Source organism: Streptococcus sp. 20925_1_24, assembly GCF_041432335.1.
In the GTDB taxonomy this organism is placed as follows: domain Bacteria; phylum Bacillota; class Bacilli; order Lactobacillales; family Streptococcaceae; genus Streptococcus; species Streptococcus mitis_BM.
Map to the genome: position 1 here is coordinate 29,556 of NZ_JAPVZM010000005.1, position 12,972 is coordinate 42,527.

The window sequence follows — 12,972 nt, forward strand, 5'->3', positions numbered from 1 at the left end:
AGAGTGGAGCACCGATATAGAACAAATTTAAAAAAAGTCTTTTTATCTGACCTAGAATTAGTCAAATTGAATGAAAATATCTCAAAAAGCAACTGCTTATCATTCTCAGAATATGCTAGACGAACTCTACTAGATCCTGGTATGAATTTTATCACCATTGATACAAATAGTTATCAAGATTTGATTTTTGAATTAAAACGAATCGGAAATAATATTAATCAAATAGCCAGAAGCATAAATTATTCGAATTTAATAACGGAAGTTGAATTAAATGAGTTGAGAAAAGGTATAGAAGAGTTAATAGTAGAAGTGGAGAAAGATTTTCTTATTCAATCTGAAAAATTGAGGAAATTTTATGGTCATCACTAAACACTTTGCGATTCATGGAAAAAATTATCGTAGCAAACTAATCAAATATATTTTGAATCCAAGTAAAACAAAAAATCTAACACTAGTTTCAGATTTTGGTATGAGAAATTATTTAGATTTTCCTAGTTATAAAGAACTAGTGAGGATGTACAATGATAATTTTTTAAGTAATGATACTCTTTATGAATTTCGTCATGATAGGCAAGAAGTAAATCAACGAAAAATTCATTCTCATCACATCATTCAGTCCTTTTCTCCAGATGACCATCTTACTCCCGAACAAATCAATCGGATTGGTTATGAGACAGTTAAAGAGTTGACAGGAGGTAGATTTCGTTTCATTGTAGCAACTCATGTCGATAAAGATCATATCCACAATCACATCATTCTAAATTCAATTGATCAGAATTCTGATAAAAAGTTTCTATGGAATTATAAGTCAGAACATAATCTACGAATGGTTTCTGATCGTCTTTCAAAAATTGCAGGGGCAAAAATTATAGAAAATCGTTATTCGCATCGTCAGTATGAAGTTTATCGCAAAACAAATTACAAATATGAAATAAAACAACGAGTATATTTTCTAATCGAGAACTCGAAAAATTTTGAAGATTTCAAGAAAAAAGCAAAAGCTTTACATTTAAAAATTGATTTTAGACACAAGCATGTTACTTTTTTTATGACTGATTCAAATATGAAACAAGTCGTACGTGATAGTAAATTGAGTAGAAAACAACCTTATGATGAAACTTATTTTAAGAAAAAGTTTGTTCAAAGGGAAATCATAAACATCTTAGAATTTTTGCTTCCGAAAATGAAGAATATGAATGAATTGATTCAACGAGCAGAATTTTTTGGATTAAAAATAATTCCGAAAGAAAAACATGTTCTATTTGAATTTGATGGGATTAAGCTTTCAGAGCAGGAATTGGTAAAAACGAATCGGTATAGTGTTAGTTATTTTCAAGACTATTTTAATAACAAAAATGAAACTGTTGTCTTAGATACTAAAAATTTAGTTGAAGTTTACAATGAAGAAAAGCTAATTAAAGAAAAAGAGTTGCCGACAGAAGAGGTGGTATGGAAATCCTATCAAGATTTCAAGAGAAATAGGGATGCAGTTCATGAGTTTGAGGTAGAGTTGAATCTTAATCAAATAGAAGAAGTAGTGGACGATGGAATGTACATTAAGGTACAGTTTGGCATCCGACAAGAAGGACTTATTTTTGTACCAAATATTCAGATCAATATGGAAGAGGAAAAAGTTAAAGTATTTATCAGAGAAACTAGTTCTTACTATGTATACCATAAAGATTTAGCAGAAAAAAATCGCTTTATTAAAGGTAAAACTTTGATTAGACAATTTAATCTTCAGTATGAACCACAGTATATGTATAGAAGAATTCCTCTTAGCAAAATTAAAGAAAAAATAGAACAATTAGATTTTCTTATATCTGCGGAAAATAGTCCGAATGATTTTGAAGATATAACAAATGATTTCATTGCCCAAATATCATATCTAGAGAATATGATTAAACAAGTCCAAAATAAAATTGATGATTTAACTAATTTAGAGGAAGTATTGTTGAAAGATACGACAAATAGTTATAGCAATTTAGAAAATAGTATTCAAGGTAAAAGTTCAGTAGATACAATAGAGAAGGATTTATACATATATAAAGGAAAGATTGAAACACTGAAGGAACAAAATAGAGAAGCAATAAATTTATTTGAAATGTTTAATAAAACAATAAAGAAATATAAGGAAAAACAAAATATGAAATCTATTAAGGAAAATGAGATACATTTAGAGTAAACAGTTTCCTAAAAAGTATATATAGAATAGTTTCATGTTCCAATTTGTCACATATTTAAAAATAAGAAAATAACTATATTATACTTGTTTTAGGAGACATTGGATGTTGAAAAGGATTAGAGATTTACGCGAGGATGATGATTTGACACAAGAATATGTTGCAAAAACAATCTTAAATTGTACAAGATCAGCGTATTCTAAAATGGAATCAGGTACCAGGTTAATCTCTATAGATGACCTTATCAAACTTGCAGATTTTTATAATGTAAGTTTAGATTACCTTGTAGGTCGAGTGGATAATAAAGAAGACCATTACTCCAAAAAGTATTAGGTTAAGAAAGCACATTGACAATTGAATAGTCCAAAATGGTACTTTCCTCATTTGTGGAGCAGTTTTGAATGGCTCGCCATGATAAGAGCGATATTAAAACCATCAATAAAATAGAGCGATACTTTATATGCCATGATACAAATGATATACAATGATACTTCTGACCGTTCAGGCTGCCACCGTAAAAGAGCAGCAAGTGAAATTCTTATGATGACTTCATCAGTCATGCCATGGAGGTGAAAAATCTAAGAAAGGAAGTAGTAAAATCATGGAAACAGTAAACTATAAAGATTTAGTTGCGATTGGTTTTCCAGAGCACACATCGAGAAATATTATTAGACAAGCAAAAAAAATTGCTGTAAAAAAGTTTGAAGAAGCTAGAAAAAATGATAAGAATGCGGTACAATTAGGTTGTTCACCTTTCGATAATAAAAGGTTAGGCATTGCTCCTAAAAATATTGTAGAAAATTTAATTGGTATTTCTTTTTCAGATATAGAAGGTGAGAAAAATGGTTATATCAAAGACAAAGAAATATAAAGGTGTATACAAAGATTCAAAAGGAAAAATTTACTTTCAAATTGAATTAGGAGTTGATCCAATAACTGGGAAAAGAATTCAAAAGAAAGGAAGGAAAAATCAACAGGGACTACCGTTTAATTCTTTTAAGGAAGCTTATGAAGAGATACTTCGTTTAAAACATGAATTTGTGAACTCTACTATTAATAATAGTTTTCTAACTTTTAGAGAGTTTATGGAAGAGATTTATTTAAAATATTATCAACAAAAAGTTCAATTTGTAACTTATCAGACCGCTTTACCACATCATCAGTTATTTATTAAGCAATTTGGTAGTAAAAAATTATCAGATATTAGTACTATTGACTGTGAAAGATTTCGCTTAGCTATTATAGACAAGTATTCTAGTAACTATGCTAAAAATATGTGGTCTAGATTTAAAGCGTGTCTGGGCTATGCAGAAAGATTGGGTTATATTGATAGAGTTCCTTTTAAAGGATTAGATAATCCTAGAGGAAAGCACCCTGATACAAAATTTTGGACATTTGATGAATTTAAGAAGGTAATAAACTCTTTTGATATTAGTGAGTATGAGGGACTCCATAATTACATGACAATCTGGTTATATTTTATGACTGGCTTAAGAGTTAGTGAGGGTATTGCTCTTAAATGGGAAGATATTGATTTTGAACGTAAATGGATTCATGTTCATTCGACAATTGAGAAAGACAAAAACGGTGTATGGTATGCTAAACAACAAACAAAGACAGTAGCAGGGAATCGTAAAATTGATTTAGATGATTTTACGATTACAATACTTAAAAAATGGCGAGAAGTTCAAATAAAGAATGATGATAAAGATTATGTAATATCACGTTTTGGTGCCCCCTTGTGTAAGTCTACAATTTCTAGGATAATAAAAAGGCATGCTAGGGTTACGGGTGTACCAGAAATTACGGGGAAAGGTTTAAGACATAGTCACGCTTCCTACCTTATAAATGTATTGCATAAGGATACCTTATATGTTTCATATCGATTAGGACATGCTGATAAGTCAACCACGTTGAATACATATAGTCACTGGTATTATTCAGGTGATTCAACAATTTCAGAAGAGATTACAGACAGTTTAGATAATCTTGGATTATCAATTTACCTACCAAATTCCTGCCAAAGTTGAAAATGGAGGAATTAACCCACTAATACTGGGAGAAAATAAGATTAGCAAATTGTTACTCTTAAATAATAGAGCAACTACATTAGTAGCTTAAAAAATATGATTAAACCGCTATTCTTAGGAGTAGCGGTTTTTATTTTTATGTGCCAGGGGGCAAAAAAGGGAAAGGAATCTTTAAAAGTGAGGAGAGTTAGATTGAAAGAATCATATTGGTAAATCGAAATGATTGATATTTGTATCATGTCATAAATTGTTATCAAACGATAATATTGATTTTCTTACAAATTAAGAGTATAATTTATAAAAATGAGTGTTCACTCAATTTTTGTGAAATTAAGGAGTAAAGAAAATGGTTGTTGAAACAATAGAGTACAGTCGTTTCGGTAACGAAGAGGTCTTGGATTTGCTGAAGATTGACTCTACAGCCTTGGATGTAAATCAAGTGAGAGTAGAAGTTCATGCTGTTGGTTTAAATCCTATTGATTATAAAACTTTTGAGGGAGCGAAACCTCTTAAATTTCTATCTTTTATAACGAAATTAAGGAAACCAAGTCGTTGGTTTGAATCTAAATCATCTTTATTTCCAAGAGGTGTGGGGAGAGATTTTTCTGGAGTTATTACAGAAGTTGGAAATGAAGTAAGTAGGTTTTCAGTAGGAGACAAGGTGTTTGGAACAATGATTAGTGATCCTGGTTTGGGAACTAAGAGGGGAGCTTTAGCAACAGAAATTTGTGTCAATGAATCAGAAATTGTATTGAAACCAGAGATGATCGACATGACTCACGCAGCTACTATGGGAGTAGCTGCTCTAACTGTGGGTGGGGCTTTTAGAAGAATTGGTTTAAATTCAAGAGATACTGTTGTTATTTCAGCTGCAGCAGGAGGTATTGGAAGTATTGCAGTACAGTATGCAGTTGCTAAGGGGGCGAAAGTAATCGGAATCGCAAGTAAGAAAAATGCAGAGTATCTGAAGTCTTTAGGTGCCACACCAGTAAGTTACGAAGATAATATCAAGAAGGCTCTTCTATCAGCTAGTCCAACTCCTATTACAAAATTTTTGGATTGTTATGGATCTGATTATGTTAGATTGGCTTTTAGTTTAGGCTTGAAGGGGACAACTATTGGGACATTAGTACCTTCGCCCTATGTTATGATAAAAGGTGCTCAGTTTACTGGTCCGAGACATTCCACATATGATGATTTTAGCACTTTAGCTGAAATGGTCTCAGACGGGAAGGTTCAGCTGAAAATTGATCAAGTGTATGACTTTTCTATAAAGTCAGTTAGAGAAGCCTATCGTAGTCTGAAAATGGGACACAGTCGAGGCAAAAAAGTCGTAAAAGTAAGAGAGTAGAAGAGAGGTGCTAGCGATGGAAAGTTTAGAACAAAAGTATGCTCAGACGTTAGAAGTTAGCAACTTGAGCTTGAAACAACGTCGAGTATTATTATCAAGCTTAAAATTATTCTCAGAAATTGGATTTGAGAATACAACGTCCAGCCTTATTGCCGAACGTGCTGGAGTGTCAGAAGGAACTGTTTTTAGTTACTTTAAAACAAAGGAAGGTATTTTAGAAGCCATTTTATCTACTTTTCTAGAACAGGTTATTCCAGAAGTAATTGCGGATTTCTCAGAAAAAAAATTCACAGTAGATCAAGAAACTTTTCCCTTCTTTTTAAAAAGTATTGTTCGAGATAGGCTCTTTTTCATTCAGGAGAATCAAATGCATGTTAAAATTCTCTTGGGGCGTTCTTTTATTGATAAAAATCTTTCTATCCAGTTAGGAAATATTATTGTTCAATCTATAGTAGAACAAATTAGCCCTGTTTTAAATCAATTTAAAGAAAAAGGACTTATTCTAAATTGGTCAAATGAAAGAATTGTTCGATACATTTTAGCATTGAGTTTTTCTTATCTTATTCCCATGATGTTGAATGATGAAGGAACTATAAACATAGATGAAGCAGTTGATGAGATTGTTGAATGTTTGTCATCTGCCCTAATGAAAGTAAAATAAATTCGGATGTTAAAACTCACTGTTAATGGTGAGTTTTTTGAACTCAACATAAAAATCCCCAATCGAAGCGATTGAGGATTAAGCAAATGAATCTTAAACAATACCTTGTGCAATCATAGCGTTTGCTACATTTTCAAAGGCAGCAATGTTTGCTCCTGCAAGGTAGTCTTTATCAAGACCGTATGTTTCTGAAGTTGTTTTAGCTGTGTTGAAGATATTTGTCATGATGTCTTTGAGACGTCCATCAACTTCTTCACGAGTCCATGAGAGACGAAGACTATTTTGGCTCATTTCAAGGGCTGAAACGGCTACACCACCAGCGTTGGCAGCTTTGGCAGGTCCGTAGAAGATACCATTTTCTTTGTAAACTTTGATGGCATCAAGGTCGCTTGGCATGTTGGCACCTTCAGATACACAGATAACACCTTGAGCAACCAAACGTTTAGCTGCTTCACCGTTGATTTCGTTTTGAGTGGCACATGGAAGAGCAATGTCATAGTTTCCAGCGTAAGTCCATACAGAACCTTCGTGGTAGGTTGCGGTTGCTTTTTCAGCAGCATACTCAGTCAAACGAGCACGACGTTTTTCTTTAACATCAACCAAAAGATCGAAGTCGATACCATTTTCATCGATGACATAACCATTTGAGTCAGATACAGAGATAACAGTTGCACCAAGTTCAGTTGCTTTTTGAAGAGCATATTGAGCAACGTTACCAGAACCTGAAATAACGACTTTCTTACCAGCAAAGCTGTTACCGTTAGCTTTGAGCATTTCCTCAGTGTAGTAAACCAAACCGTAACCAGTTGCTTCTGGACGAATCAAGCTACCACCAAATCCAAGAGGTTTACCAGTCAAGACACCAGCATCAAATTGGTTAAGGCGTTTGTATTGACCGTAAAGGTAACCAATCTCACGTCCACCAACACCGATATCACCAGCAGGTACGTCAAGTGATGGTCCGATGTGTTTTTGCAATTCAGTCATGAAGCTTTGGCAGAAACGCATCACTTCAGCATCTGTTTTACCTTTAGGATCGAAGTCTGATCCACCTTTACCTCCACCGATAGGAAGTCCAGTCAAGACGTTTTTGAAGATTTGTTCAAATCCGAGGAATTTCAAAATTCCTTGGTTTACAGTTGGGTGGAAACGAAGTCCGCCTTTGTATGGCCCAACAGCTGAGTTGAATTGAACACGGTAACCACGGTTTACTTGAATGTTTCCATCACGGTCAACCCAAGGAACACGGAAAGAAATCACGCGTTCTGGCTCAGTAATACGTGCCAAGATATTTTCTTCGATATACTCAGGGTGTTTTTCAAATACAGGTTCCAAAGTGTTGAAAAATTCTTCAACAGCTTGGAGGAATTCAGCCTCGTGCCCGTTACGAGCTTTTACAGTTTCAAACACGCTTTGGATATATTCTTTAGCAGATGTCATATCGTTCTCCTTAAATTTTAATTTAATTATGTGTGTCATTATAGCAGAATTTTTTTTAACTGTAAAGAGAAAAACAAAAATTTTCTAAAAATTCTTTCAATTTGATTTTTGGGCTTATTTGAAATTGGAATTTTTTGAAAGTGGATAAAAAACGAACGTTTTTCTTATAAATGACTTTCTTAAAGAGAAAAGCTGAAAATATGGTATAATATTATCAATAAAAGGAATCTGGAGGATCAGAATCATGGTATCAACGAAAACGCAAATTGCTGGTTTTGAGTTTGACAATTGCTTGATGAATGCAGCAGGTGTGGCTTGTATGACGATAGAGGAGCTGGAAGGGGTTAAAAACTCAGTGGCAGGAACCTTTGTCACAAAGACAGCGACTTTGGACTTTCGTCAGGGAAATCCTGAGCCACGTTATCAAGATGTTCCACTTGGTTCTATCAACTCTATGGGCTTGCCGAATAATGGATTAGACTATTATTTGGACTATCTTTTGGATTTGCAGGAAAAAGAGCCGAACCGAACTTTCTTCTTATCTCTGGTCGGTATGTCTCCAGAGGAAACCCATACTATCTTGAAAAAAGTCCAAGAGAGTGAATTTTGTGGTCTGACTGAGCTAAACCTTTCTTGTCCAAATGTGCCAGGAAAACCTCAGATTGCCTATGATTTTGAGACAACCGACCGGATTTTGGCAGAGGTGTTTGCCTACTTCACCAAACCTCTTGGAATTAAATTGCCACCATATTTTGACATTGTTCACTTTGACCAAGCGGCAGCTATTTTCAACAAATATCCGCTCAAGTTTGTCAACTGCGTTAACTCTATCGGAAACGGCCTTTATATAGAAGATGAGTCCGTCGTTATTCGTCCTAAAAATGGTTTTGGGGGCATTGGTGGGGAGTATATTAAACCAACTGCTCTAGCCAATGTTCACGCCTTTTTTCAACGCTTAAACCCTCAAATCCAAATCATCGGAACAGGTGGCGTTCTGACTGGTCGTGATGCCTTTGAACACATCCTCTGTGGTGCCAGTATGGTGCAGGTAGGAACCACCCTTCACAAAGAGGGAGTTGGTGCTTTTGATCGTATTACTAATGAACTGAAAGCAATCATGGCGGAAAAAGGGTACGAAAGCCTAGAAGATTTCCGCGGGAAATTGCGCTATATTGACTAATTAAATCGAAAAATCAGAAGAAAGGAGAGAAGATGCTAGCCATTGAAGAAAGTCAAAAACTGACTCTAGCAAATTTACCGAACCTGAGCCTTTTTACAGGGACAGACCAGGGTCAGTTTGAAGTTATGAAGAGTCAAGTATTGAAACAGATTGGCTATGATTCTGCAGACCTCAACTTTGCCTACTTTGATATGAAAGAAGTGGTCTACAAGGATGTGGAACTGGAGTTGGTCAGCCTTCCTTTCTTTGCAGATGAGAAAATCGTGATATTGGATCATTTTGTCGATATCACGACTGCTAAAAAGCGCTTTTTGACAGATGATGAGCTTAAGTCGTTTGAGGAATACCTTGATAACCCCTCGCCAACAACCAAGTTGTTGATCTTTGCGGAAGGAAAACTGGATAGCAAAAGACGGCTGGTAAAATTACTTAAGCGTGATGCCAAGGTTTTTGACGCAGTAGAAGCCAAAGAACAAGAATTGCGCCAGTATTTCCAAAAGTGGAGCCAGAAACAAGGTCTGCAGTTTGCTAATCATTCTTTTGAAAATCTTCTCGTCAAGTCGGGTTTTCAATTTAGTGAAATTCAGAAAAATCTCCTCTTTTTACAGTCCTATAAGGAAGACTCTGTTATCGAGGAAGAGGATATTGTTAACGCAATTCCCAAGACCTTGCAGGACAATATTTTTGATTTAACTCAGTTTATTCTGACTAAAAAGATGGACCAGGCGCGTGACTTGGTTAGAGACTTGACCTTGCAAGGTCAAGATGAAATCAAACTGATTGCAGTCATGCTAGGACAATTTCGAACTTTTACTCAGGTGAAAATTTTGTCAGAGTCTGGACAAACAGAATCTCAGATTGCAAGTAGTCTAGGAAGTTTTTTCGGACGCAATCCCAATCCCTATCAAATCAAGTTTGCGCTGAGAGATTCACGAGGACTTTCCTTGAGCTTTTTGAAGCAAGCTATTTCCTATTTGATTGAGACAGACTATCAGATTAAGACAGGACTTTATGAAAAAGGTTTCCTTTTTGAAAAGGCACTCTTACAGATTGCTAGTCAGGTAAATTAACCCTATTTGAAAAACTTTTTAACCCGCGTCAGGATTATCTTGTCGTGGGTTTCTTGCTGATTTGCTTATTTTATTAGAAAGTATTCAGTGATTTCTTCATCTATAAGCAAAAAACTTGAAAAAAGTGAATGTTTGCGTTATCATTTTCATATAGAAAGAAAAAGAGGTATTACAGATGGCTATTATCTTACCAGATCTTCCATATGCATACGACGCTTTGGAACCATACATCGATGCGGAAACAATGCACTTGCACCATGACAAACACCATCAAACTTATGTCAACAATGCTAATGCAGCTCTTGAAAAACACCCTGAAATCGGTGAAGACCTTGAAGCTTTGCTTGCTGATGTAGAATCAATCCCAGCTGATATCCGTCAAGCGCTTATCAACAATGGTGGTGGACACTTGAACCACGCTCTTTTCTGGGAATTGATGACTCCTGAGAAAACAGCTCCATCAGCAGAACTTGCAGCAGCAATCGATGCAACATTTGGTTCATTTGAAGAATTCCAAGCAGCCTTCACTGCAGCAGCAACAACTCGTTTTGGTTCAGGATGGGCATGGTTGGTTGTCAACAAAGAAGGTAAACTTGAAGTGACTTCAACAGCAAACCAAGACACACCAATCTCAGAAGGCAAAAAACCAATCTTGGGCTTGGACGTTTGGGAACATGCTTACTACGTGAAATATCGCAACGTGCGTCCTGACTACATCAAAGCTTTCTTCTCAGTGATCAACTGGAACAAAGTAGATGAATTGTACGCAGCAGCTAAATAATGATAGTTGGAGGGAAGAATTGTTCTTCTCTTTTTAAGGTTATATTATTTTGGTCTGACAAAATCGTCAGACTTTTTTCATTTTTATGAGAAACGTGCTAACTGCTAGAAATTATGGTAGAATAAAGTATTAAGTAATCGTGGAAAAAGGATATCTATGCGAAAAGAAATTGCACCTGAATTATACAACTATAACAAGTTTCCTGGTCCTGAGTTCCATTTACACGGGGACAAGGTCGAAACAGAAGGGATCGCTTTTTCCTTGGTGGAAAATAGCAAGGATGCCTTCAATGTGACGGCTTTTAATCAGCGTTTTTCAGAAGTCTTAACCAAGTTTGATTATATCGTGGGAGATTGGAGTAACGAACAACTTCGCCTACGCGGTTTTTACAAGGATGATCGAACAGAAGAAAAACTTGAAAAAATAAGTCGTTTACAAGACTACCTTTTAGAATATTGTAGTTATGGTTGTGCCTATTTTGTCCTAGAAAATGAAGCCCCTAAGCGAGCATCATTTGACAAGAAAATGCGTAAGAAGGAAGAAGAAACACCTTCTAGAAAAGGAAAGAAACCGGCTCAAACCAAACGAAAACCGAATGCAGATAAGAAAAATAGACGTCGTCAGAAAGACCAGCATTCTCAGAAAGAGGATAAGGGACAACGTCATTTTGTCATTCGTCAGAAGTGAGTAGAGAATAAGGAGAAGAAATGAAACCGTCAATTTATAGTTTAACACGTCAAACCATGCAGGAATGGGTTTTGGAGCAGGGAGAAAAGAAATTCCGTGCAGATCAAATCTGGGAATGGCTCTATCGTAAACGTGTCCAGTCATTTGAAGAAATGACCAACCTTTCCAAGGATTTGATTGCTAAGCTTAATGACCAGTTTGTGGTCAATCCCTTGAAACAACGTATCGTTCAAGAGTCTGCTGATGGGACAGTTAAGTATCTTTTTGAATTGCCGGATGGAATGCTGATTGAGACAGTACTCATGCGTCAACACTACGGTTTATCTGTCTGTGTGACCACTCAGGTCGGCTGTAATATCGGTTGTACCTTCTGTGCCTCTGGTTTGATTAAGAAACAACGTGACCTTAATAACGGTGAAATCGTAGCGCAAATCATGCTAGTGCAGAAATACTTTGATGATCGTGGTCAGGATGAACGCGTCAGCCATATCGTTGTCATGGGTATCGGTGAGCCTTTTGATAACTATAACAATGTCTTAAATTTTGTTCGTACTATCAACGATGACAAGGGAATGGCCATCGGTGCTCGACACATCACGGTTTCAACCTCAGGTTTGGCCCATAAAATTCGTGATTTTGCTAATGAAGGGGTTCAGGTCAATCTTGCTGTTTCCCTTCACGCACCTAACAATGAGTTGCGTTCAAGCATCATGAAGATTAACCGTGCCTTTCCTATTGAAAAACTCTTTGCTGCTATTGAGTACTATATCGAAACAACAAACCGTCGTGTGACTTTTGAATACATCATGCTTAATGAAGTCAATGACGGTGTAGAACAAGCCTTGGAATTGGCTGAATTGCTCAAGAACATCAAGAAATTGTCTTATGTAAACTTGATTCCTTACAACCCAGTTAGCGAGCATGATCAATATAGCCGTAGTCCCAAAGAGCGCGTCCTGGCCTTCTATGATACGCTTAAGAAAAAAGGGGTCAACTGTGTGGTTCGTCAAGAGCATGGTACAGATATTGATGCAGCTTGTGGACAATTGCGCTCTAACACAATGAAACGTGACCGCCAAAAAGCAGTCGCAGCAGTCAATCCTTAATGATGAAGAAAACTTATAATCCTGTTTTAGTTTGGGGAGTCATTTTCTATAGCATTTGTATTGTCTATTTTTGCTTTACTCCTCAAGGACATTCTCCCGTAGGAGTGGAAACTCCAGGTATTCAGCATCTTGGACGCCTGGTTTTTCTTTTGACTCCTTTCAATTCTTTTTGGAAACTGGGCGAAGTGAGTGATGTAGGACAATTATCTTGGATTTTTCTACAAAATATCCTCAATGTTTTCTTACTTTTTCCTTTGGTGTTCCAACTCCTTTATCTCCTTCCAAACTTGCGGAAAACAAAAAAGGTGCTTCTTTTTAGTTTTCTAGTGAGCCTTGGAATTGAGTGTACGCAGTTAGTCTTGGACTTTTTCTTTGATTTTAACCGCGTCTTTGAGATTGATGATTTGTGGACCAATACCTTGGGTGGCTATCTGGCTTGGTTCTTCTATAAACAATTACATAAAAACAAGATAAGGAATTAAA

At 35.9% G+C, this 12,972-nt stretch carries 14 protein-coding genes; 13 read left to right on the top strand and 1 reads right to left on the bottom strand.

Translation table 11 applies throughout. The features are described from left to right. Nucleotides 1-3: 3 nt before the first annotated feature. The 7 genes from O3650_RS03650 to O3650_RS03680 all read left to right on the top strand — a co-directional run bounded on the left by O3650_RS03650 (nt 4) and on the right by O3650_RS03680 (nt 6,225). Nucleotides 4-369 (top strand): MobC family plasmid mobilization relaxosome protein, encoded by a 366-nt coding sequence (locus O3650_RS03650; protein ID WP_000401235.1) that lies wholly within the window; start codon nt 4-6, stop codon nt 367-369. Then, nucleotides 356-2,185 carry an SAG1250 family conjugative relaxase gene (locus O3650_RS03655; RefSeq protein ID WP_371491627.1) on the top strand — a complete coding sequence of 610 codons (1,830 nt, stop codon included), beginning with the start codon at nt 356-358 and terminating at the stop codon, nt 2,183-2,185. The genes O3650_RS03650 and O3650_RS03655 overlap by 14 nt, the downstream gene beginning before the upstream one ends. A 103-nt stretch (nt 2,186-2,288) precedes the next feature. After that, nucleotides 2,289-2,516, top strand: coding sequence for a helix-turn-helix domain-containing protein (locus tag O3650_RS03660; protein ID WP_000919632.1), 228 nt, complete (start codon nt 2,289-2,291; stop codon nt 2,514-2,516). A gap of 268 nt (nt 2,517-2,784) precedes the next feature. After that, complete coding sequence (locus tag O3650_RS03665; RefSeq protein ID WP_000450956.1) at nt 2,785-3,054, top strand: DUF3173 family protein; 270 nt, start codon at nt 2,785-2,787, stop codon at nt 3,052-3,054. After that, a complete protein-coding gene (locus O3650_RS03670) occupies nt 3,026-4,213 on the top strand; it encodes a site-specific integrase (protein WP_033629555.1) in 1,188 nt (395 codons plus the stop codon). Before O3650_RS03665 ends, O3650_RS03670 begins: the two co-directional genes overlap by 29 nt. A gap of 346 nt (nt 4,214-4,559) precedes the next feature. After that, complete coding sequence (locus O3650_RS03675; RefSeq protein ID WP_153192510.1) at nt 4,560-5,564, top strand: NADP-dependent oxidoreductase; 1,005 nt, start codon at nt 4,560-4,562, stop codon at nt 5,562-5,564. A gap of 16 nt (nt 5,565-5,580) precedes the next feature. Continuing rightward, nucleotides 5,581-6,225: a TetR/AcrR family transcriptional regulator gene (locus O3650_RS03680; RefSeq protein WP_203175333.1), complete on the top strand. Its 645-nt coding sequence runs from the start codon at nt 5,581-5,583 to the stop codon at nt 6,223-6,225. Between the two features lie 93 nt (nt 6,226-6,318). On the opposite strand, the gene gdhA is transcribed toward O3650_RS03680, so the two are convergent. Further along, nucleotides 6,319-7,665, bottom strand: a complete 1,347-nt coding sequence (gdhA, locus tag O3650_RS03685) for an NADP-specific glutamate dehydrogenase (protein WP_070842577.1) — start codon at nt 7,663-7,665, stop codon at nt 6,319-6,321. 244 nt (nt 7,666-7,909) lie between these two features. Here gdhA and O3650_RS03690 point away from each other — a divergent pair, with 244 nt between their 5' ends. From O3650_RS03690 to O3650_RS03715, 6 genes are all read left to right on the top strand, one after another. Then, complete coding sequence (locus O3650_RS03690; protein ID WP_203175332.1) at nt 7,910-8,845, top strand: dihydroorotate oxidase; 936 nt, start codon at nt 7,910-7,912, stop codon at nt 8,843-8,845. A gap of 32 nt (nt 8,846-8,877) precedes the next feature. After that, a complete protein-coding gene (gene holA, locus O3650_RS03695) occupies nt 8,878-9,915 on the top strand; it encodes a DNA polymerase III subunit delta (RefSeq protein WP_203175331.1) in 1,038 nt (345 codons plus the stop codon). A 175-nt stretch (nt 9,916-10,090) separates the two neighbouring features. Then, nucleotides 10,091-10,696: a superoxide dismutase SodA gene (gene sodA, locus O3650_RS03700; RefSeq protein ID WP_000974733.1), complete on the top strand. Its 606-nt coding sequence runs from the start codon at nt 10,091-10,093 to the stop codon at nt 10,694-10,696. Nucleotides 10,697-10,852: 156 nt separating this feature from the next. Beyond that, nucleotides 10,853-11,383 (top strand): YutD family protein, encoded by a 531-nt coding sequence (locus O3650_RS03705; RefSeq protein ID WP_203175329.1) that lies wholly within the window; start codon nt 10,853-10,855, stop codon nt 11,381-11,383. A 20-nt stretch (nt 11,384-11,403) separates the two neighbouring features. After that, nucleotides 11,404-12,489, top strand: a complete 1,086-nt coding sequence (gene rlmN / locus O3650_RS03710) for a 23S rRNA (adenine(2503)-C(2))-methyltransferase RlmN (protein WP_203175327.1) — start codon at nt 11,404-11,406, stop codon at nt 12,487-12,489. Continuing rightward, a complete protein-coding gene (locus O3650_RS03715) occupies nt 12,489-12,971 on the top strand; it encodes a VanZ family protein (protein ID WP_203175325.1) in 483 nt (160 codons plus the stop codon). Before rlmN ends, O3650_RS03715 begins: the two co-directional genes overlap by 1 nt. The last annotated feature ends 1 nt before the right edge of the window (nt 12,972 follow it).

Excerpts from the sequence above, each read along its gene's own strand:
- holA (WP_203175331.1), top strand. The coding sequence starts at position 8,878 with ATGCTAGCCATTGAAGAAAGTCAAAAACTGACTCTAGCAAATTTACCG.
- O3650_RS03680 (WP_203175333.1), top strand. The coding sequence starts at position 5,581 with ATGGAAAGTTTAGAACAAAAGTATGCTCAGACGTTAGAAGTTAGCAAC.
- sodA (WP_000974733.1), top strand. The coding sequence starts at position 10,091 with ATGGCTATTATCTTACCAGATCTTCCATATGCATACGACGCTTTGGAA.
- O3650_RS03665 (WP_000450956.1), top strand. The coding sequence starts at position 2,785 with ATGGAAACAGTAAACTATAAAGATTTAGTTGCGATTGGTTTTCCAGAG.
- O3650_RS03705 (WP_203175329.1), top strand. The coding sequence starts at position 10,853 with ATGCGAAAAGAAATTGCACCTGAATTATACAACTATAACAAGTTTCCT.
- O3650_RS03660 (WP_000919632.1), top strand. The coding sequence starts at position 2,289 with ATGTTGAAAAGGATTAGAGATTTACGCGAGGATGATGATTTGACACAA.
- O3650_RS03670 (WP_033629555.1), top strand. The coding sequence starts at position 3,026 with ATGGTTATATCAAAGACAAAGAAATATAAAGGTGTATACAAAGATTCA.
- O3650_RS03675 (WP_153192510.1), top strand. The coding sequence starts at position 4,560 with ATGGTTGTTGAAACAATAGAGTACAGTCGTTTCGGTAACGAAGAGGTC.
- gdhA (WP_070842577.1), bottom strand. The coding sequence starts at position 7,665 with ATGACATCTGCTAAAGAATATATCCAAAGCGTGTTTGAAACTGTAAAA.
- O3650_RS03715 (WP_203175325.1), top strand. The coding sequence starts at position 12,489 with ATGATGAAGAAAACTTATAATCCTGTTTTAGTTTGGGGAGTCATTTTC.
- O3650_RS03690 (WP_203175332.1), top strand. The coding sequence starts at position 7,910 with ATGGTATCAACGAAAACGCAAATTGCTGGTTTTGAGTTTGACAATTGC.
- rlmN (WP_203175327.1), top strand. The coding sequence starts at position 11,404 with ATGAAACCGTCAATTTATAGTTTAACACGTCAAACCATGCAGGAATGG.
- O3650_RS03655 (WP_371491627.1), top strand. The coding sequence starts at position 356 with ATGGTCATCACTAAACACTTTGCGATTCATGGAAAAAATTATCGTAGC.